The organism is Hamadaea sp. (assembly GCF_013362815.1).
Classification (GTDB): domain Bacteria; phylum Actinomycetota; class Actinomycetes; order Mycobacteriales; family Micromonosporaceae; genus Hamadaea.
This window is the reverse complement of sequence record NZ_JABFVK010000003.1, coordinates 20,786-41,942: the sequence shown is the minus strand read 5'-3', so window position 1 is coordinate 41,942 and position 21,157 is coordinate 20,786. Positions and strand designations below refer to the sequence as shown.

Below are 21,157 nucleotides of genomic sequence, written 5' to 3'. Positions count from 1 at the left end.
GTGACGGCACAGTAACCTTGCGCCGGTGACCTCCGCCTCGCGTACCCTCATCGATCTGCTGCCGCCGCCCGCCGAGGGTGGCGGGCCCAGCGAGCCTGAGGAAGTCCTGCTCGCCTTCGAGGAGTGGGCCGGAAGCCGCGGGCTGAGCCTCTACCCCGCGCAGTCCGAGGCGTTGCTGGAGGTCGTGACCGGCTCCAACGTGATCTTGGCGACCCCGACCGGGTCGGGCAAGAGTCTGGTCGCGGCGGGCGCGCACTTCTCCGCGCTGGCCTCCGGCGAGCGGACCTTCTACACCGCGCCGATCAAGGCGCTGGTCAGCGAGAAGTTCTTCGCGCTGTGCGAGCAGTTCGGGGCGAAGAACGTCGGCATGCTCACCGGGGACGCGGCGGTCAACGAGTCCGCACAGATCATCTGCTGCACCGCGGAAATCCTGGCCAACCTCGCCCTGCGTGAGGGCGCGAAGGCCGACGCGGGCCAGGTCGTGATGGACGAGTTCCACTTCTACGCCGAACCCGACCGGGGCTGGGCCTGGCAGGTGCCGCTGCTGGAGCTGCCGAACACGCAGTTCGTCCTGATGTCGGCCACGCTCGGTGACGTCACCCGATTCCAAGACGACCTGACCCGGCGTACCGGGCGGAACACCGCGGTGGTCACGTCGGCGACCCGGCCGGTGCCGCTGGTGCACGCGTTCTCGCTGACGCCGTTGCAGGAGACCGTCGAGGAGCTGCTCCAGACCCATCAGGCGCCGGTCTACATCGTGCACTTCACCCAGGCCGCCGCGATGGAACAGGCACAAGCCCTGATGAGCGTCAACATGTGTACGCGGGCGGAGAAGGACGCGATCGCCGAGATGATCGGCAATTTCCGGTTCGCCGCGGGCTTCGGCAAGCAGCTTTCCCGGCTGGTGAAGCACGGCATCGGCGTACACCACGCCGGGATGCTGCCGAAGTACCGCCGTCTGGTCGAGCTGCTGGCCCAGGCGGGTCTACTGAAGGTCATCTGCGGGACTGACACCCTGGGCGTCGGAATCAACGTGCCGATCCGGACGGTGCTGTTCACTGCGCTGTCGAAGTTCGACGGCACCAAGATGCGCCACCTGAAGGCCCGGGAGTTCCACCAGATCGCCGGGCGGGCCGGCCGAGCCGGGTTCGACACTCTCGGCCGGGTCATCGTGCAGGCCCCGGAGCACGTGATCGCCAACGAGAAGGCGATCACGAAGTTCGCCGGCGACCAGCGCAAACTCAAGAGCTACGTGAAGAAGAAGCCGCCCGAGGGCATGGTCTCGTGGGGCCAGCCCACCTTCGACAAGTTGGTCGCAGCCGACCCCGAGCCGCTGACCTCCAGCTTCACGGTGACTCACTCGATGATCCTCAACGTCATCGAGCGCGGCGGCGATGTCTTCGCAGATCTGCGCAAACTCCTGACCGACAACCACGAGCCGCGGTCCGCCCAGCTCAAGCTCGTCCGCCGGGCGTTCGCGATCTATCGCGCGCTGCTGGCCGCCGGAGTCGTCGAGCGCGTCTCCGGACCCGGTGAGCCGCTTCGCCTGCGCGTGGTCGAGGATCTGCAGCTCAACTTCGCCCTCAACCAGCCGCTGTCGCCGTTCGCTCTGGCAGCGCTGGAGTTGCTCGACCGCTCGTCGCCCACGTACGCCCTCGACGCGTTGTCGATCATGGAGGCGACCCTGGAGAACCCCCGCCAGGTGCTGTCGGCTCAGCAGTTCAAGGCGAAGGGAGAGGCCGTCGCCCAGATGAAGGCGGACGGGCTCGAATACGACGAGCGCATGGCGCTGCTGGACGAGGTCACGTATCCCAAGCCGCTCGCCGAACTGCTCGAAGCGGCGTACGAGATGTATCGGCGTGGTCATCCGTGGGTGAGCGAGCACGAGGTCGCCCCCAAATCCGTGGTACGCGACATGTTCGAGCGCGCCATGACGTTCACCGAGTACGTCGCCTTCTACGGGCTGGCCCGCTCGGAAGGCATCGTCCTGCGATATCTCGCCGACGCCTACCGCGCGCTGCGGCAGACGATCCCGCCGGACGCGCGTACCGAGGACCTGGAAGACCTCATCGAATGGCTCGGCGAGCTCGTCCGCCAGGTCGACTCCAGCCTGCTCGACGAATGGGAGCAGCTGCGGAACCCGACTGATCCGACGGCTCCCGTCGTGCTGGAGGAGAAGACGCGGGGCGTCACCGCGAACGTGCGGGCCTTCCGCGTACTGGTGCGCAACGCCTTGTTCCGCCGGGTGGAGCTGGCCGCCTTCGAGCGCTACGACACCCTCGCCGAACTCGACCCCGACTTCGACTGGCGTACGCCCCTCGACGCGTACTTCGAGGATCACGACGAGATCGGCGTGGACGGTGAGGCCCGCAGTGCCGGCCTGTTGCTGATCACCGAGGAGAAGGACCGCTGGCAGTGCCGGCAGATCCTCGACGACCCCGACGGCGACCACGACTGGGCGATCACCGCCGAAGTCGACCTCGCCGCCTCCGACGAGGCCGGCACGGCTGTCGTCACAGTGCTGGACCTGTCCCGCCTCGACTGACCCGTTGATCCCCGCCTCTCCCCGTTGATCATGAACTATCGGTCGTGCTCGACCGGCGTGTCGTGCCCCTGGGGCCCTGATCCTTCCCACAACGTGGTGATCGTTAAGGACAGCTCGGGACCTCCCTCAGGAGGCTCACCTTGTCGACCGGAACCCAGAGCTTCGTGTCGACCGGCGACCCGTACTTGCTGGTCACACCGATGTAGCCGGCCCGTTCGAAGGTGACCGGACCGCACGCCACTCCGCCCTCGAAATCCACCCTCATCATCGGCCGAGTCGTCTCGGCGGTCGGCGAGAGCCAGGCGGTGAGCAGCGCCATCGCGATGAGCGCCATCCCGGCGATGGTCCACCGCTTGGCCGCGCCGATGTCCCGGCCAACCCGGTCCACCTCGCCTTCAGTCCATTCGCGCAGGTCTTCCCCGGTGAGCAGGATCCGCTCGTTCGTCTCCCCCGCCGCCGCGCCGAGTGCGAGGAAGATCGCGCGGATCAACGACGCGAACGCGACGACCAGGAGGAAGGCGATCCACCACTGAAGCCACCAGGCGAGCTCCGTGACATCGTCGCGACCCTTGACGATGAACACCGTGCCGAGCAGGGCAGTGACTCCCGTCAGCCCGTTACGCCACGCCTCCGCCTGGCGGCGGGCGACCTCCAGCTGGTTGAACCCCAACTCCCGGGCGCGTTCAGCCCATCGCCGGTCGTCGGAGTTCACGGGAGCATCACCTTCCACGAAGCACCGCACCCGTCGTCGTATGCACTGCCCGGGCGGCCTGCATGGTCATGGCCGCAGTCGCAGTTGATCGTCCGCGGACCAGCTTTCGGGCGTACGACGTCGGGCGAAACGGTCACACCCTTGTAGCCGGGATTGCCGAAATGCCAATCAATCTTGAGATGAGCGCCGCAGGTCGGGCATGAGCCTTCGACCACGTAGCCCGTCCCCTCCGGGTCGGTCATCACGCTGAAGGTCTCCAACAGCCCGAACTCCGTCGGCGCCCACGGCACCGCACGGTGGTTCTCGATGGGCCCTTTCCGCTGCGTCATCCGGCCCTCTCCCCGTCGACTGTCAGGCTGAACAACTCCGCATAGTGGCGTAGCCGGTCAACAATCCATTCCGGAGACTCATCCGTGTGCTCCATCGCTCCCGCGATGTGCTCCTCCGTAGGTGTCCCGCTGATCGCCGGCTCGAACCCGTCGTGAAACTCCGTCAAGATCAAGAGATCCTGCCAGCGAACGATTTCGTCAGAACAAGCGGATGGATCGTATTCGAGCGTCAGACCAAGCGGTGCGAGGCGTTCGAAGCGCTGGTGCGCCTGCTTGACGGTCCAGCCGAATCGACCGGCCGCTCGAACTAGTGAGAGTGGCGTAATCGTACTGACCGGGTTGGTTCCGATGCCCATAGGGCCGGGATCGGCGAGTATCGCCGCGTCACATGCATCGACGTCACCCACGCTGCTGGAGTGCCGTTCCGGGTCGAGAACCGGCAATGGTGCGCCAAGTACCCGGTAGGGCTCAACAGCCGAGAGAACTTCTTCAAGCGGCCGACGCTGTTCCAAGGCCGTGGAGACCAAGCTGTACGCCGTGACGTTCCACTTCGGTTGAGAAGTCCGCCACGTCACAACCGACGATCCGAGTAATGCCTTAGGCATGAATTCAGGCGTCGGATTCGGCAGTGCGTCCAGCACAGACTCTTCGCAATGTGCGAAACCGTCGTCGAACTCCAGCCCGAGATCGAGTCGGGCGATAACCGCCGCAGTGTCTCGTATGCTCAGATCGAGATACCAACTGGCAAGAATCAGCTCGGGTGCGCCGATCCGTCGGCCACGGCAAGCGAATGCGATCAGGTTACGGCACTCCAGGAACCTGCCCGTGGGTCCAAACAGCGGGCGATCGAGCAGCGCATAGAAGATCGACACAACCACATGCCATGAATCCACGAGGACGCCCCGGAAGACAGCGCTGTCGAAGATGACGAAGCGGCTCTGCAATGATTCGCGTTCCGCCTGCGTGGGCAGAAGGTCCGGAAGCGTTCGCACATCGTCAAGGTCTATCAGCCGGGCGTCATGGAGCCTGCTCAATCCCTGTACTACCTCGCCTGTGGTGGACTGAGAGCGGCAGGCGATGGCGAAGATCTGGAATGCCGACAGCTTCGCCCCCACCGATGGCATCAGGCGGAGCGCCTCACGCTCGATCACCGTGGGCACGGCCGGGTAGAGCTCATCCCCGACGACCTGGATGGCCTCAGAACCCCAGGATCGGATTCGGTTCCTCACCTCCTCGATCGACCAGCCCAGCGCGTCACTGGCCGCAACGACGTGCGCCGGTGAGACTTCAGGGCCCACCCAGGGAGCACGCCCGTTCAGGCGAACGCTCAACAGCCGGACGTCCCGCGCGGAGGCGACTTCATCTAGGACACCGGGAGCACGTCGCGCCGGCAAGCCCTCGACCTGCCAGCCGTCCGGCAGGAGCCGACCAAGACGCTGATGCACCTCACGAACGGCCCAGTTGCCTCTCGCCGAAGCTGCGAGGAGCGGCGCAACGTGCGCTCGTCTCGACGAGCCGACAGGAATCGCCGCCGGTAACGCTCTCAACAGCATCCTCATCTCGGTGGATTCGGCGTCGTCAAGATCAGCCGGAATCCGCACGGACGGCAGGTCCCGAGCGGACCTGAGGTCGAGTCCCGCGATCGCGAAGCGGCGAAGGCGCTGGAGATCTTCATAGGGAAGTGCGCGATTTCCCGAGTAGGAGTCAACCAAGTCGTCCGCCTCAGGACGCCCGACCCGCGATAGATAGTTGACGGCTGAGTCCAGATCGGTCAGCGCCAGCGCATCGCGGGGCTCCACCACCGGATAGCCGTCCAGCCGCGCGACGGATGGGATCTCGGCATAGGCAGGTATCAGTCCAGGTAGCTTTCTGTTCCACACTGCCGAACGCCAGACGATCATCCACCACCGATCGGCGAGCGAATACTGCGAATCCTGAAAGAGCTGTTCATCGACAGGAAGGCAGCCGACGTCCATTATCGATGCCGTCAAGCCTTGGCCCCAGGGCCCACCGATGGTGAGATCAAGCCGCCGTCGGCAGGCCTCCTCAAAGATCATCTGAGCCGTGACCGGACTGCTATTCGTCACCTGCCAAAGCCAGTGGAGTGTCAGTCCGGGCCACGCCATCAAGTCCGGGAGCGAACGCTCCATCTGGTCGCGGCCCCAGTCTGCGTTCCAGCTACGGATCTTGTTGCGGTCGATCGTCAGCTGAGGCCGGTTCTGCCCGCGGAGGTTCAGAATCGAGCCGTAAGTCGAATCGCCTGTCCGCAAACCATCCGCCGCAAGACCACCACCGCCGTCGACCCACCACAGGTCATCGCCCACGCGCAACGGTTCGCTGCCGCCGCCCGAGTACCTCAGCTGCTCGGGTTCCCACGTCTCCGCAGCGACATCCACCTCGCTGGCGGTCACCGCGAACTCTGACACCCATAGCAGGCTGCGCAGCGCTCGCAAGACCGACGTTGGTTCGTCTTGAGTGAGGTAGAGCCGCACGCGCGTCCCGCCCGCTGGAATCTCCCGAGAGGGAGTCACCTGGAACAGGCTTCCGCTGCTGGCGATGCGCACCGAAAACGCCTGGCCCGCGATGATGTCGTCCCTACCGACCGGCCGAGTGTGGATCTCGATCTCGTCGGCCAGCATGAAGTAGCTGAAGACACCGACGCCGAACTGGCTGTTCGGGATCATGCGGAGCGGCGGGTCGAGCTCCTGCCACCCGGCTTGCTCCTGCCGGAACTCCGGCCGATACACGAAGCGCTCGCCCGCCGTGGCAAAGGTATGCGCCAGCGTGTATTCGTCCATGCCCACACCGTTGTCCTCGCAATCGATGTAAGCGCGGCCGTTCTCAACCCCCTGCACGAACTTGATTGCGCCCTGCCAAGGTGAGAGGCATCCACTTGTCCTCACCACGTACTCCCGCCGCGTACGCCGGTAGCGGCAGGCATCCAACGCGTTCTGATAGAGCTCACGGATCGCCAGAGACGAGTCGCCATAGACCTGCCGCCCCATGAGCAACTCGCGTACCTTGTCGTCCGACAGGCGAAAGCGTGACAGGGGGATCTTGTACGCGGGCCGTTCGTCCTGGATTTCCGGGCGCAGGCCGCTCGCCGTAACCTTTGCGGGCAGCGCCGCCGCAAGCGAGGCGTCCATCTCGACATCGCTCAAGTTCTTCCGCAGCAGGTTGGCGGCCTCGACGAGATGCTGGAAAGCGTCGTGGAGCGCCGGATGATCACAAACGGCGTGCAGATCCATCGAGCCATCGTCGGCGCGCCGCCAGCGTGCCCGAGCCAGCGCCGTGCGTACGGCGGGCACGGAGAGTTCGGCGGAGATACCTAGGTGGTCGACGATCACCGGCGGCAGGCAGCGGGGATCGAAGGCGAGAACGTTCGCCGTCGCGAGGACTGCTGCAAGTCCGGAAGCGCGAGGGCGGAGCCGCCCGAGTCGCTCCGGATCCACATCGCCGCCGGCCAAGCCGAGCAGACTGCGGAGGTCTTGCGCTACCTCGGCCTCGGTTCGCAGGCCGTCCGTAACCTGGATGATCGATGACGAAAACTGCTTACACAGCTGCATAGCCGATTCCGAGCGCCAGAGCGTGCGCCTGTTCGCAAGCCAGCGATGGACCAGCCACATCGCGACCGCGTCATGAGATCCCCGTGCGCCTCGCTTCGCCAGACCCTCGGCTCGGCGGCAGACGTGCTCATGGATCGCATGGGTAAGCTCCAGGTCCGACCGGGCGCCGTCGGCGTAGGTCCGGCGGAAGTCCGCCGGCGCGATCGCGGCCGCCTCCCGGACTCCGCCCGCGAAGAGGATCTCCCGGAGGAACGGGACGGCGAGCAAGGTCGCGACCTCTCCCGCTGGCAACGAACAGTCCGACAGCAGATCCCCGAGCCGGGCTATGAACCGAATGGGATAGTCGGTATCCGTCCACGGGTCCGACAGGTCGGCCCGGGCCGCCAGGGCCGCTTGCGCCGCAGTCCATCGATTGCTGCACACGGTCAGCAGCCTCATGACTGCCGACCGTGCCGCCATGCGATCGGCGTCGGACCCGACGGCCCGGGTCCACAGCGGCGAGTCCTCCACCGCGCGCCGCCACAAGTCGGTCATGAGGTCGCCGGCACAGATCTCCATGGTGGCCGGGTCGCTGGCCTCGGCCGTTCGCACCCAGACGACGTCGATCTCCTGCGGCTCCGCTTCCACACGTCGCGCCTTGCGCGACATCTGCCGAGTGGCTTCGTCCAGGACCGCCTGAAGGGTACGAGCGGGATTACGGCGGTCCAGCGCCTCCGCCAGTGCCTGGGTGAAGTAGCTTCCGGTATCCGAGTAGAGACTGCGCTGTCCCGGTCGGCAGGCATTGACGAGAACCAGACTTCCACCACCGGGAAGCCGGAGGGCACCGGCCGGAACCTCGGAGGAAGGTGCGCCCGCCGACTGGTCGCGGCACGCGTCCACAGCGAGAACGATCATGCCGGCACGACAGTTCTCCAGACGGCGCGGCAGGAGCGCGACCAGGCTGGCCACGTCGGGTATGCCGTTTGGCTCAAGGTAGGTGTCGCACGGAGCGAGATAGCTCTCACCATCGACTGTGAGTCCGTGCCCGGAGAAGTAGATCAGCAGGACGCCACCCTCGGGGACCTCACTGCAAGCCCTGGAGATCGCGGCTCTGATCCGGCTTCCGGTCGCCTCCTGCCCACTGGGATCGCCGTAACCGCAGTTGCCGATCTGGTACCCCGATTGGCCTAACGACTCGCTGATCCGCAGAACATCGGACTCCACGACGTCGGCGATGTCGCTGAAGCTGCTCGCATCGTAATGAGGTACGCCGATGAGAAGGGCATGCCGTGCGGTCATCCGGGGTCACCTCGAGGACCAAGAGAGCCGGGAAAGATCCACATGATTCCACAGAGGAGCGATCAGCTGGAGCCAATGACAGAAAAGCGACACCGGGGCGAATACCGCCCCGGTGTCGCTGAGCTGACCAGGTCAGGCGTTGATGGAGACGACGTCCACCGCGAAGACCAGCGTCTCGTTCGGGCCGATGACTCCGCCCGCGCCCTGCGCGCCGTAGCCGAGCTCCGGCGGGATGACGATCAGCCGACGGCCACCGACCTTGGCCCCGACGAGGCCCTGGTTCCAGCCCTCGATGACGCGGGCCTGGCCCAGCGGGGCGACGCTGAACGGCTGCGCGCCCCGGTCCCAGGAGGCGTCGAACTGCTTCTGCGTCGACCAGGAGACCCCGACGTACTGCACCGCCACCGAGTCGCCGGCCTTGGCCGCGTCGCCGGTGCCCTCGACGATGTCGGTGACCTGCAGGCTGGACGGCTTCTGGGCGTCACCGCTGAAGGTGATCGTGGGCTTGCTCTTGGTATCGGTGCTGACGTTCACGCCACCGCTGCCTTTCGTCTCAGAGCCGCTGTCGCCGCCACAACCGGCCGCTCCCGCGGCCAGCAGCCCGCCAAGGGCGAGGACGGTCGCGACTCGCTGAATGATTCGCACCCGCGCAGGCTACCCGAGAGATCGCGATCCGCCCGTGCAACCGCGCCCAGCGTCGCATGCGCCTAGACTTGATGGATCTAGTGCGAAGCGCTCGGCGTTCGATCCGCGCTGACGCTGCTTCGGGATGCACATGATGACTGGTCAGATCTCGCCCGATGGCAGGTATCGATGGAACGGCGCACGGTGGGAGCCGCTGTCGCCGGACCGGCGCTGGATTTGGGACGGTTCGCGCTGGCGGCCGGCCCCGGCACCGGCACCGGCGCCGAAACGCCCGTTCTTCTCCATCACGGCGGCGATAGTCGCTGTGGCCAGCGGTCTCGTAGCGCTCTGCTGCGTGGGCATATTCGTGTCTAGCCGCGACCATGATCCCGCACCAGGGCCATCACCGTCGGCGAGCTCGACGAGGCCTACGTCGTCGCCCAGCTCCAACTCTTCGCGGCCGGCGTCGACCGCTCCAGCGTCGCCGAAGCCTGCTACTCCGACTCGGTCCCCGTCGAGCCAGCCGCCGATCGGTCCCCCCACTGCCTCGCCGCCCGCCGTAGCGCCTCCCGAACCCACCTGCCACCCGGGGTACTCGGGCTGCGTACCGATCGCGCCGGACGTCGACTGCGCAGGCGGCACGGGCGATGGACCTGCGTATGTTCAGGGCCCGGTGACGGTCTACGGCGACGACCCGTATCGCCTCGACCGTGATCATGATGGTATCGGCTGCGAAGACGGCTGACCCGTCAGACGTGTAGATCACGGTTACGCAGGCTGAAACGGCGGTGGGAGGCATGCGTACCCGTGATCCGCAGCTGAAAGACGCTAGTGGATGCCCCGCATCAGCGTCCGGATGTGCTTGGTGAACATGAACGCCGCGAGGCCGATGACGGCGGACACGATGCCGAGGATCAGGAAGTACCGGGGTCCGCCGTCGGACAGCTTGGCGACCTGTCCGCCGATGGCGTCGCCGACGGCGGTGGAGAGGAACCAGACGCCCAGCATCTGGCTCGCGTACCAGGCAGGGGCGAGCTTGGTCGTCATCGACAGGCCGACCGGCGACAGCGACAGTTCACCGGCGACCTGGAGGGCGTAGACCGCGACCAGCCACAGCGGCGAGATCAGGTGGTTGAGCGCCTGCTGGGCGGCGGCCGCCATCAGGATGAACGACAGACCGTTGAGGATGAGCGCGACGGCGAACTTCCACGGGGTGGACACGCGCGTGCCGAGCTTCACCCAGAGAGCGGCGGCCAGCGGAGCACCGATGATGATCAGGATCGGGTTGACCGACTGCAGCCACGCGGCCGGGAAGGTGAAGCCGCCGATGGTCCGGTCGGTGTTCTTGTCGGCGAAGGTGTTGAGCACCGAACCGGCCTGGTCGTAGATCATCCAGAAGCAGGCCGCGAAGATGAACAGCCACACGTACGCCCGCATGCGGCTGCGTTCGTCGTCGGTGAGCCGCTTGTCGAGGAAGATCCGGCTGAAGTAGACGACGGCGACCGCCACGGTGAACCAGGCCAGCAGGTCGACGACACTGCCGACGCTGAGCCAGCCGACCAGTGCCAGGAATCCGATGATCACGGCGGCCACCAGTACGCTCACGCCGATCCAGCGCAGCGTCCGCTGACGCTCCGGGCCGACCAGCGGGTGGGTCGGGGCCGCGCCGTTCTCCTTGAGCCGGCGGCTGCCGATGATGTACTGGATGACGGCGAAGGTCATGCCGACCGCGGCGACGCTGAAGCCGACGTGGTAGTTGACGTGGTCGGCGAGCCAGCCCGTGATCAGCGGGGCGACGAAAGCGCCGAGATTGATGCCCATGTAGAAGATCGAGAATCCGGCGTCGCGCCGGGGCGAGTCCTTCTCATAGAGGTTGCCGACCATCTGCGAGATGTTGGGCTTGAGCAGGCCCGTGCCCAGCACGATCAGGATGAGGCCGGGAAAGATGCTCCAGTCGGTCGGGATCGCCATCGTGTAGTGACCGAGGGCGATGACGATGCCGCCGTACAGGACCGAGCGCCGGGCGCCCAGCAACCGGTCGGCAACCCAGCCGCCGGGCAGCGCGGCCAGGTACACCATGCCGACGTAGACGCCGTAGAGCGCGTTGGCCTGGCCGTCCTCCATCCCGAGGCCGCCCTCGGCCGCCGTGGCGGTGAGGAACAGGACCAGGATGGCGCGCATGCCGTAGTAGCTGAAGCGCTCCCACATCTCGGTCAGGAACAGGGTCGACAGCGCTCGGGGATGTCCGAAGAAGGATCGGTCCACGTCTTCCGCGGGGACCGGTTCAGTGATCGACATCCCAGACCTCCGTTTTCGCGATTAACGCCCTAAACTGGACCATAACGGATCTCTCAGGGCGGGTGAGGGCAGTCACCTGATTCCGGGGCCGGGTACCCTTGTGGGAATCTCTGACACAGCCGTGGTCGTTGCACCGTGTGTCCATGGACTGAGCAGGGACCTTGCAAACTTTTCTCGAGGGGTGAGCCGAATATGGGCGAGCGCATGCTGCGCGGAAGCCGACTGGGCGCCGTCAGCTACGAGTCGGACCGCAACACCGAACTGGCTCCGCGTCAGACCCGTGAGTACTTGTGCGCCAACGGCCACCAGTTCGAGGTGCCGTTCGCCGTCGACGCCGAGGTGCCGATCACCTGGGAGTGCAAGTTCGACGGCACGGTGGCCCGCCTGGTCGACGGCTCCGAGCCGGAGCAGAAGAAGGTCAAGCCGCCGCGTACCCACTGGGACATGCTGCTGGAGCGCCGGTCGCTGGAGGAGCTCGAGGAGATCCTCAACGAGCGTCTGGATGAGGTCAGGACCCGCCGGGGTCGTTGATCTCCCGTGCTTCAAGGCCCGCCAGGTTCGCCTGGCGGGCCTTCTTCATGACCTTTATTTCCCAGGTCCGCGGTGGTGCGGACCGCTGCTCCCGCCGGGCACCGGTCGGGCCGCCGCCGGGGAGTGCTTACGCGAGCCGCCAGGAGTGCATTCAGGCGGCCCTCCCTGCCAGCTCCGCTGACAGCCGGTCCAGGTGCGCGTAGACCTGTTCCCGGTCGTAACCGCGCAGCACCACGGGCGGTTTGGCGCGAAAATCTGCGATGGACTGCACCGCCGCTGCGACCACTTCCGGAGTGGGCTGGGCCAGAGCCTCTTGGGCTTTCTGGATCACCTTGTCGACCGACTCCCGGTCATAACCGCGCAGCACTATCACGAAGCTGTGGACCATCAGCTCACGCTAGGCGGGGTGCGCAACCCATCGGCTCGCGGAGCTGGCAGGGAGGGCCGCCAAGCGGCCCGACCGGTGCCTGACGGGAGCGACGGTCTGACCTCCGACGGACCTGGGCGATGACCTAATCGACGATTTCGCCCTCGATGACCTCGTCGGTCTCCGTGGGCTGGGCTGCCTTCGGCGTACGCTGAACGCGCACCTGACGCGGCCCGAACAGGTCGCCCGCTACGTTGGACGGAACACGCTTCTCGGTGATGCCTTGGACGCGGCGCGCCGCGAACTTGCGGATGGGCGGGATGAGCAGGAGCGCCCCGATCACGCCGGTGAAGAAGCCCGGGACGAAGAGCAGCAGCGCGCCGACCGCACCGGCGATCCCGTCGGCCGCCTGGGGCCCGACCGGACTGTTGCTGCGGGCTGCTTCGCGTACTCGCCGCCAGCCGCGCTTGCCTTCGCGGGCGAGCGCGAACATGCCGGCCGCGCTCAGGACGAGGACCGCCAGCAGGGCCCAGCCGAAGCCGATGAGTTGAGCGACGCCCACGAAGACGGCGATCTCGACGATCGCGAGGATCAGCACCGCCAGCGGCACGAAACGCCACCGAGACCGCAAGAGCACCTCCAGAAGTCGGCGCTACAAGCCTACCCGCGCGATCGACGCCGAAGCACCACGGCACCGGCGAGCAACGCCACAGCCGCGAGGCTCAGCACGAGCTCCGGCCAGTACGCCAAGCGCGTCGCCGGCGTCGTCCCGCTGCCCTCGTGCAGCTGGCGTACCTCGACGTCCCGGGTGAAGAAGCCGCTCGCCTGGTGCACCCGTCCCGAGGCGTCCACGAAGCCGGAGATGCCGACGGTCGACGACATCAGCGATTCCCGGCCGTGCTCGACCGCCCGCAACCGCACCATGGCGAGCTGCTGACGGGCCTCGTCGACGTTGAACGTGGCGTTGTTGGTCTGCACGACCAGCAGGCCCGCCCCGTCGGTGACGGTGTCGCGCACCAATCCGTCATACGCGATCTCGAAGCAGATCACGTCGCCGACGGTCGCCGGACCCATCTTCAGTACGCCGGAAGCGTCCCCGGGCTGGAAGTCCGACCGCAGCAGACCGGCTTTGTCGGTGACGATCTTCGCGATCGGCTCGATCCACTTCCGTAGCGGCATGTACTCCGCGAACGGCACCGGATGCTGCTTGGTGTACCGGGCGGTCACGCCCTGCCCGCTCTCCCAGACGAGCCCGACGTTGTAGACCTGGCCCTCCTGCTGGCCGATCAGCACCGCCCCCACGAGGATCGGTACGCCGATCGCCCGAGCGGCCCGGTCGATGGCGTCGGCCGCGTCGGCGTTCCGCAGCGGGTCGATGTCGGAGGAGTTCTCCGGCCAGATCACCAGATCCGGCTTGGGCTGCTTGCCGGAGGCCACATCGGCGGCGAGTTCCTCGGTCGCGGTCACATGGTTGTCGAGTACCGCCCGGCGCTGGGCGTTGAAGTCCAGCCCCATGCGCGGCACGTTGCCCTGGACGATCGCCACTGTGACGGTGGGACCGGACGGTGTGGACAGGGGGACGGCGTACCCGATCACGGTGAGCGCCACCGCGCCGAGCGCCAAGGTCGCCGCCCCGACCCAGCGACGCATCGGCTTCGCCGAAACGGCCGGGCGGGTCAGGGCGAGCAGGAGCAGGCCGCCGGTGACGGCGACGGCGAACGTGACGAGCGGCGCGCCGCCGAGCACCGCGAGGCGCAGCGTCGGAGCGTCGGCCTGACTGAACGCCAGCCGGCCCCAGGGGAAGCCGCCGAACGGCGTCCGGCCGCGCAACGCCTCCTGACCGACCCACAGGACGCCGACGACCAGCGGCCGGCTCCACCGCCAGCGGTCGACGACCGGGCTCACCACGGCCAGGGCCAGCCCCTGCAGGGCGAAGTACGCCGCTTGCAAGCCGACGAGCAGCACCCAGGGCCAGGGGCCGACGTGCGTACTGGTCCAGGAGAGCAGCGGTGCGAAGAACACGACACCGGTGATGAACCCGAACAAAGCCCCCGTACGCGGTCGTCGCCGGTGCACGGCCAGCGCCGAGGCGGCGACTCCGATCGGGGCGAGCCACCAGAGGCTGTAGGACGGGAACGACAGCAGCAGCGCCACTCCGGCGACGGCCGACAGCAGCAGCCCGGCCCAGTAAGGTACTGGCTTCCCGGCGGGCGCGGGATCGGCCTCGGCGACCGGAGTCGGCGGGGCGTCAGGCGGGGCAACGGCTGCGGTCACGGCGCAAACCCTACCGCGTACGCCCGCACTCCTTACGGGGATGCGGGCTTCTCCGCCTCCAGCATGACCGCGCCGTCGACGTCGTCGACCGAGAACAGGGTGCCGGGCGGGTAGCTGGCCAGCATGGCCGGTGGCAACTGCACCGTTCCGTCCCCGGCGACCACCGCGAACTCACGCCCGCCGCGGCCCTCCGCGCCCACGCGGCCGTCGCGGATCGTCACGACCCGGCCGAACGCCTCGCCGACCGCCATGTCGTGGGTCACCGCGACGATGGTCGTCCCGCGGTCGGCGTTGACCCGGTCGAGCGCCTCCAGCACCTCGTCCCGGGCGGCCGGGTCGAGCCGGCTCGTGGGCTCGTCGACCAGCAACAACCCGGGCGACGCCGCCAGTCCGACCGCCAGCGCCGCCCGCTGCTGCGCACCCGGGGGCAGCTGATCGATCCGGCGGTCGCCGTAGCCGAGCAGGCCGACCAGGGCCGCGACCGACTCGGCCGGTTCGACGTCGGCGGGGCGCACTTTGCGTACCCGGCGCTGGGCCAGCCAGATGTTGTCCTCGAGTGTCGCGTACGGCAGGAGGTTCCGGGTGGCTCCCTGCAGCACGACGCCGAGATCCGTGCCCCGCAATCGGGCCAGCTCGCCGTCGGTGAGCTTGCCGATGTCGGTCTGTCCTAGATGGACCCTTCCGGCGCTCGGCCGCATGAGCCCGGCCAGCAACGCGATCAGCGTCGACTTGCCCGAGCCGCTCGGCCCGACGAGGGCGACCTTCTCCCCCGGCGCGATCTCCAGGTCCACCCCGGCGAGGGCGACCACGTCGCCGCCCTCGGCCCGGTAGATCTGCACCACCCGACGGCAGATCACCGCCATTCCGTTCACCGGGTCTCCCCTTCCACCGACCGTCGCAGCACGGTGGCCACGACGAGACTCGTCAGCAACAGAACCACGACCTGGCCCAGCAGGGCGACCGCGAGCAAGCCGGGGCGTTCCGGCAATAGCGGCGTACGCGGGACCCAGCCCCCGTCGGCCACCATCGGCACCACCCCGCGCGCCGTACGCCAGGCCAATCCGGCCACGAGAGTGCCGATCACGGCGGCGACCACCACGAGGACGGCGTACCCGCCGGCGACCTGACGCGGGACCGACCGCGACCGCATGCCCTGTATGCGCAGCGCCCGCATGACCCGGCCGATCTCGTCGTGTTCGGCCGCCCCCACGACCAGTACGCCGGTCACCCCGAGCACGACGGCCGTGAGGCAGGCGACGAGGTAGAACCGCAGGGCCAGCGCGGGTCCGGAGTGGTCGAGCTGTTCGGCCGCCCGAGCGGCAGTGGCGATCGCGACGGGCGTCAGTCCCTGCGTTCGCAGCGCGGCGCGGACGGTCTCCGGCACCTCGGCCGCGAACCACACCTGAGCCTGCCGGACCGGCGTGGCGGCAGGCAGCCCGGCGAGGTCGACCAGACCGCCCGTGGTGCCCAGCCGGGGCAACGCCGAGACCTGGGCGACCGTCGTCACCGCCACCGATTCCGCCGAACCGGCCGCGATCTGGTCGGGTGCGGTTTGGGTGGTGACCATCGGCAACGCCACCCCGGATTCGGCGTGCAGCATCGCGCACGCCTGCTCCTGCGGCAGTTCGGAGTCCGCGCCCCAATAGCCGATACCGCAGAACCTTCCGGCGTCCACCGCCAGTACGCGAAATCGCTTGTCGGGCAGCATCGCCGCCGCCATGGCGTACCGGCCGGACGGGTCGGCGGTGCGGACCGCGTCGCGCAGCGCCCCCGCGGTCGTGGTGGGCAGGCTCCACACCTCGGCCGCGCCGACGTCGAGCTGCGCTCGTTCCGTTCGCGCCCACGCCCCGGCGGTGGTGGCGGCGACCGCGAAGCCGCCGGTGCCGAACAGCACCACCAGCAGCGCGAGCAACCGCGAATGGGTCGGCCGCCGGGCGATCACGAACGCGGCCATCGCCCGGTTGACCCGCCCGCGCCGCAGTCCCCAGCGGCCCAGGCGCTCGGCGACCGGCCCGGTCAACCGGCGCGCCACCAGCCCGGCGGCCACCGCCGTCAGCAGCGGGGTGAGCAGCGCCAGCCCGCCCGGGCGATCCTCGGCGGTGATCTGATATCCGGCCGCTGCCGCCGCCAGCACAGCGCATACCTCGGCCAGCCCGATGAGGACGTTGTGAGCGCGGGCCGGCGTACCGCGCAACTGCGCCGCGATGGGACCCCGGCTCGCCTGGGCGACGGCCACCCCGGCGAGCGCTGCCACCGTCACGATCGCGGCGATCACCGTGAGGACGACCGTCCAGGTCAGCTGAGGGCTGATCCCCGGCGACAGCGTCCACGCCGCCAGGACGCGTACGCCGAGCCACCCGACCGCGAGCCCGAAGGGTGCTGCGGCGACGGCAGGCAGCAGCGTCTCCGCCGCCGACAGCCACCACTGCGTGAACCCCGGTACGCCGCGCAGCCCGGCAAGTCCGCTCTCGGTACGCCGCCGCACGGTGCTGGAGCTGACCGCGAGATACAGCACGACCAGGGTGAGCAGCAGCAACGGCACCGCAGCGACTTGCACCGACCGTTCGAGGCTGGTGCGCTGGGCGGCGATCCGGTCGAGCAGTTCCGGCAGCGTCGTGTCGACGTTGTAGCCGCCCTCCTCGCCCAAGGTCTGCTCCTGGGCGACGACGGCGCGCAGCCCTGCGTCGTCGGTGAAGTCGACGCCGTCGGCGATCAGGTCGGTGGTCTGGAACGCGGTGCTGAACGGCGTCGCGGCGGCCGTTTCGAGCGTGGTGAACACCGCGGGCACGTTCGCCTCCGGCTCCTCGCCCGGCTGCGGAACCCCGGTGAACGACCGCCCGGCCCCGTACGCCCCGGTCAGGTCGCCGATCGCGTACACCCCGACGACGGTGAGCCCGACCGGATCCCCGTCGGCCCGGAAACCGCCGGCCGAAGCCGTTCCGGCGACGAAGCCGATCTCAGCGCCCGGCTTGCGCCCGGCCGACTCGGGCACGATCGCCTCACCGGCTCCGGCGATGCAGCGACCGGCCACCATGCGTACGTTGGCGCACACCCCCGACCGGTACGCCAGCCACGCCGGCGAGCCGACAGGGTCCACATCGGAGACCGCATCGGCGACCGGAGGGGCCGCGGGAGGGACGGTGAGCAGCCCTCCGATCAGCAGGCCGCCGACGGTGGTGAAGCCCGGCCGGTACGGCAGCTGCGGAGCGAGCTTCTCCTCGGGCTGCGGCGGCCCGAAGCCGTGCGACAGCAGCACGGTCCGGGCGATCGACAGCTCGGCCGGCGCGGCCTCGGCCACCTGCGCCGCCGTCACCGCCCGCGCCGCGGACCCCGTGTAGAGCGGAACGGCCGCAGCCGTCGCCGACGCGATCACCGACAACGCCAGCACCAGCAACGCCGTGCCGCGACGACGGCGCAGCATCACCCGCACGATCCGGATCACCGGTCCCCCTCCCCCGAAGCCGACGCAGCGCGGGCCAATCGGCGAGCGCCCAACCATGCGGCGACCGCGATCGGCACCGCCGCCGCGATCACCCCGAGCCCTACGGCGAGCATCGAGACCGACGGGATCCCGGTGGCGGTCCAGCCGTCGGTGAACACGGCGACGCCGCTGCCGCTCCAGCCGATCGCGGCGGCCACCGCCAATCCCGCCCCGAGCAGTACGCCGACCGCCACCAGCAGCCAGGCCGACCAGCTGACTGCGTGTACCGCAGTTCGGGCCGGCAGTCCTTGCCGCCGCAGGTCGAGCAGCTCGGCGCGTCGTTGGCCGTACTCCCCCGTGGTGATCACCGACAGTCCGGCCGCGCCCAGGAACACCCCGAGGGCGGCCGCACCGAGCTGGAAGCGGGCCGCCTGCCCCGGACCCGTACGCACCATGCGGGCGACCCGTTCGTCCACCGTCTCCTCACCGGAGATCAGCAGTCGTCCCCGTAGGTCGGCGAGCACTGCTGACGGGGTGTCACCGCGCGCCCAGACTTCGGCCTGCACGTCGCCGCCGGCGTCGGCGAGCCGGTCGGCGTACTCGTGATCGATGAGGAACCCGTCGTCGCCCGCACCGGGCAACGTCGCCGCCGCGTCCACTATGCGTACCGGCCGGGTAACGCCGTCGAGCACGGGCAGCTCGCGGACCTCGTCGGTCTGGGCCAGCCGGACGTCGCCGGCGATCGCCGCGGGCATCGGCACCGGCGCGTCGGCGAGCAGGACGCGCAGGTCGGTCGAGACGTGCATCGGGTCGCTCGGCTGGTAGCGGGCGCTGAGCCAGCCGTCGCCGTGCAGCACGGTGAGGTCGCCTGGAATCGTCGTGAAGCCGGCCCGCCAGCGTCCGGCCGCCGCCAGCGCGGCCCCGTCGACGATCGTCTTGGCGGGCGACTCCTGCCGGATCGCGGTCAGCCGCAGGCTTTCCGGCGAGGAGGCGAAGCCGATCCAGGCCAACCGGCAGCCGTCTGTGCATTGTGGAACGTCGACGCCATGGGAACCCGTCTCCGGCGCGATCGAGATCGGCAGGATGAGCCGCTCGCCGGCCGTCGTGACCAGCGCGACGCGGACGACCGCTGCGGCGCTGGAGGTCGTCGACACGTCCAGGATCAGCCGACTCCCGGTCAGCTGAACTGGCGCGTTGACCGCCGGGCGGATCTCGGCCGCGATCCGGCGGGCGAGCGGCTCCGCGACGGACGCCACGCGGGCGAGCCGATCGCCTTCGACCGCGAGGACGCTGCTCGTGCCCCATTGCTGCCGGGCCGCGGCGAGCAGCCAGCGCCCGTCGGGATCGGCCGCGTGCACCGCCGCGCGGACAGCGGTGTGATCCGGCCCGACCACCGAGATGACCCGTTCGGCCCCCAGCTCCGCGACCGCGCGCTCGCGCAATGCGTCCGAGGAGGTCTGCACGCCCGACGCGGCCAGCGCCGGAGTCGCGACGGCCACCGCGACCAGCGCCAGCGCGCGAGCGGTGTGCGGCCGTCGCGCCAAGTGCATCGCCGCCAGCCCCAGCCCCAGGTCACCGCGGCGCAACCGGCCCACCCCCAGGTGGGCCAGGCTCCAGGCCACGGCACGCCCGGCCAGCAGGGCCGCCGCCAGCACACTCACCATCGGGGCCAGCGGCGCCAGGCCCGCGTCTCCGCTCGCCGTCACATTTTGGTACGCCAGAAGCAGCGCCACGACAACGACGAGCGCCTCCAGCGGCGCAATCCGAAGCCGCTTCGCGGCTCGTCGAGCGCGCCGCACGGCGTCCAGGACCGGCGTACGCAGAACGCGGGTTTCTGTCGCCGCGACCAGCGCCAGCACGGTCACCAGCACCGCAGCGGCGGCCACACCATCCGTTGTGGACACCGACGAGCCGCCGCTCAGCAGCCCGGCGACCGAACCGAGTACGGCACCACCCAGGACGGCCAGGGCCGACGGGCCGACTGCGAAGAGGAACCGTGTGCGTACGGGCGCGCCGCGCAGCACGCCGAGCGCGGTCTGCGGAGCCCGCCGGTCGGCCGCCGCAGCCGCGGCGAGCAGCAGCACGAAGACGCCGACCAGCAGCAATGCCCCCGCCGCCGCCAGTACGCCGGCCGCAAGCGCACGCCGTCCGGCGGTGATCTGGTCGAACAACTCGGGCAGCAGCCCGGTGGCGAAGAACGAGTCAGGCGGCGCCTGCCGCAGCTCGGTCAGGGCGGATCGGGGACCGCCGAGGTCGGCGGGCAACGCGGCCGGATCGGTGACCGTCGCGTCCACCACGACGGTGACGCTGACGCCGGTGACGCCGTCGGCGGCGATCGGCGTACGCCGCAACGAGGCGTCGCTGGTGGCGATGGCGCGCACGGTGTCCGCCCCGGTCAGCACGGGAGTGTCGGTACGCCGGGGATCGGCGGTCAGGTCCCCGCGCCCCGCCCAGTACGCCCGATCGCCGCCGGGTTGGTAGACCCCGACGACGGTCAGCCGATAGCCGGCCACTCCACCGGTGGTCGACACGTCAGCCGTGAGCTCCTGGCCGGGCTGTACGCCCAGCGCCGCCGCCGCGGCCGCGCCGAGCAGCACGTCACCGGGCCGAGCCGGGCAGTTCCCGATGATCGTCAGGTGCTCGCACGCGCCGTCGCGGCTGACGACCGGTGCGACGAGTTCCCCGCTCGCGGCCTTGATCCGGGCCGGCACCTGCAACGTCGTGTACACGGACAAGCCGCTGCCGGCCGTGGCCCGATCGGCGGCCGCGCGGGCGGCGTCCACTTTGCCGCGGTCACCGGCGGCGTCGAAGACGACCTCGCCCCGCAGGCTGAGCGTACGTTCGAGCGGCGCGGCCGCGGTCACGTGCGCGACGAGCAACCGGCCGGCCGCCGCCCGGGCGTACGCCGGAGCCGCCGTGGCGACTGCGGCCAGCAGGAATCCCAGCGTCGCCAAGATCGCCGCCTGACCGGCGTGGGCGCGTAAGCCGCGCCGGAGCATCCGCCACATGTCCACCCTCTCGCCACCCGAGCCACACGAGCCGCCCGCGCCGCCGCCGGGAGCGCTCCCACACCCAGCGAGCGAGCCTAACGGATCAAGCCCGGCCGCGCCGTCCCCCGATCAGATCAAGGCAGCCCGGCGGGATCACGGATCCGGGTCGTATTCCGCCCGAGATTCGACCGAGATCCCTGATCCAGCCCGCAGAAAGCCCCG

The 21,157-nt window shown here is 69.2% G+C and carries 13 protein-coding genes; 2 read left to right on the top strand and 11 right to left on the bottom strand.

The genetic code is table 11. The annotated features are described in order from the left end of the window. Positions 1-58 precede the first annotated feature (58 nt). A complete protein-coding gene (locus HOV77_RS01505; RefSeq protein WP_290856435.1) occupies positions 59-2,545 on the top strand; it encodes a DEAD/DEAH box helicase in 2,487 nt (828 codons plus the stop codon). A gap of 103 nt (positions 2,546-2,648) precedes the next feature. On the opposite strand, the gene HOV77_RS01500 is transcribed toward HOV77_RS01505, so the two are convergent. The 5 genes from HOV77_RS01500 to HOV77_RS01475 form a co-directional block, all read right to left on the bottom strand. Next, positions 2,649-3,257 carry a hypothetical protein gene (locus HOV77_RS01500; protein WP_290856403.1) on the bottom strand — a complete coding sequence of 203 codons (609 nt, stop codon included), beginning with the start codon at positions 3,255-3,257 and terminating at the stop codon, positions 2,649-2,651. Beyond that, positions 3,254-3,586 carry a hypothetical protein gene (locus HOV77_RS01495; protein ID WP_290856401.1) on the bottom strand — a complete coding sequence of 111 codons (333 nt, stop codon included), beginning with the start codon at positions 3,584-3,586 and terminating at the stop codon, positions 3,254-3,256. The genes HOV77_RS01500 and HOV77_RS01495 overlap by 4 nt, the downstream gene beginning before the upstream one ends. Beyond that, a complete protein-coding gene (locus tag HOV77_RS01490; protein WP_290856399.1) occupies positions 3,583-8,430 on the bottom strand; it encodes a caspase family protein in 4,848 nt (1,615 codons plus the stop codon). The genes HOV77_RS01495 and HOV77_RS01490 overlap by 4 nt, the downstream gene beginning before the upstream one ends. A 132-nt stretch (positions 8,431-8,562) precedes the next feature. Beyond that, positions 8,563-8,928: an FKBP-type peptidyl-prolyl cis-trans isomerase gene (locus tag HOV77_RS01485; protein WP_290856433.1), complete on the bottom strand. Its 366-nt coding sequence runs from the start codon at positions 8,926-8,928 to the stop codon at positions 8,563-8,565. 954 nt (positions 8,929-9,882) lie between these two features. Next, complete coding sequence (locus HOV77_RS01475; protein WP_290856388.1) at positions 9,883-11,352, bottom strand: peptide MFS transporter; 1,470 nt, start codon at positions 11,350-11,352, stop codon at positions 9,883-9,885. A 192-nt stretch (positions 11,353-11,544) separates the two neighbouring features. On the opposite strand from HOV77_RS01475, the gene HOV77_RS01470 reads away from it, so the two are divergent. After that, positions 11,545-11,883, top strand: coding sequence for an RNA polymerase-binding protein RbpA (locus tag HOV77_RS01470; protein WP_253751942.1), 339 nt, complete (start codon positions 11,545-11,547; stop codon positions 11,881-11,883). 151 nt (positions 11,884-12,034) lie between these two features. Here HOV77_RS01470 and HOV77_RS01465 read toward each other — a convergent pair whose 3' ends face one another. The 6 genes from HOV77_RS01465 to HOV77_RS01440 form a co-directional block, all read right to left on the bottom strand. Beyond that, entirely contained in the window at positions 12,035-12,271 is a 237-nt protein-coding gene (locus HOV77_RS01465; protein WP_290856383.1) for a DivIVA domain-containing protein, read from the bottom strand. A 124-nt stretch (positions 12,272-12,395) separates the two neighbouring features. Beyond that, complete coding sequence (locus tag HOV77_RS01460; RefSeq protein ID WP_290856431.1) at positions 12,396-12,881, bottom strand: FxsA family protein; 486 nt, start codon at positions 12,879-12,881, stop codon at positions 12,396-12,398. A gap of 29 nt (positions 12,882-12,910) precedes the next feature. After that, positions 12,911-14,428 carry an apolipoprotein N-acyltransferase gene (gene lnt, locus HOV77_RS01455; protein WP_290856428.1) on the bottom strand — a complete coding sequence of 506 codons (1,518 nt, stop codon included), beginning with the start codon at positions 14,426-14,428 and terminating at the stop codon, positions 12,911-12,913. 128 nt (positions 14,429-14,556) lie between these two features. After that, positions 14,557-15,396, bottom strand: coding sequence for an ATP-binding cassette domain-containing protein (locus tag HOV77_RS01450; protein ID WP_290856381.1), 840 nt, complete (start codon positions 15,394-15,396; stop codon positions 14,557-14,559). Continuing rightward, positions 15,393-17,966, bottom strand: coding sequence for an FtsX-like permease family protein (locus tag HOV77_RS01445; protein WP_290856379.1), 2,574 nt, complete (start codon positions 17,964-17,966; stop codon positions 15,393-15,395). The genes HOV77_RS01450 and HOV77_RS01445 overlap by 4 nt, the downstream gene beginning before the upstream one ends. Further along, complete coding sequence (locus HOV77_RS01440) at positions 17,963-20,953, bottom strand: hypothetical protein (RefSeq protein WP_290856377.1); 2,991 nt, start codon at positions 20,951-20,953, stop codon at positions 17,963-17,965. The genes HOV77_RS01445 and HOV77_RS01440 overlap by 4 nt, the downstream gene beginning before the upstream one ends. Between the last annotated feature and the right edge of the window lie 204 nt (positions 20,954-21,157).

Coding starts and splice junctions, on each gene's coding strand:
- HOV77_RS01470 (WP_253751942.1), top strand. CDS start 11,545: ATGGGCGAGCGCATGCTGCGCGGAAGCCGACTGGGCGCCGTCAGCTAC.
- HOV77_RS01495 (WP_290856401.1), bottom strand. CDS start 3,586: ATGACGCAGCGGAAAGGGCCCATCGAGAACCACCGTGCGGTGCCGTGG.
- HOV77_RS01440 (WP_290856377.1), bottom strand. CDS start 20,953: ATGTGGCGGATGCTCCGGCGCGGCTTACGCGCCCACGCCGGTCAGGCG.
- HOV77_RS01475 (WP_290856388.1), bottom strand. CDS start 11,352: ATGTCGATCACTGAACCGGTCCCCGCGGAAGACGTGGACCGATCCTTC.
- HOV77_RS01490 (WP_290856399.1), bottom strand. CDS start 8,430: ATGACCGCACGGCATGCCCTTCTCATCGGCGTACCTCATTACGATGCG.
- HOV77_RS01465 (WP_290856383.1), bottom strand. CDS start 12,271: ATGGTCCACAGCTTCGTGATAGTGCTGCGCGGTTATGACCGGGAGTCG.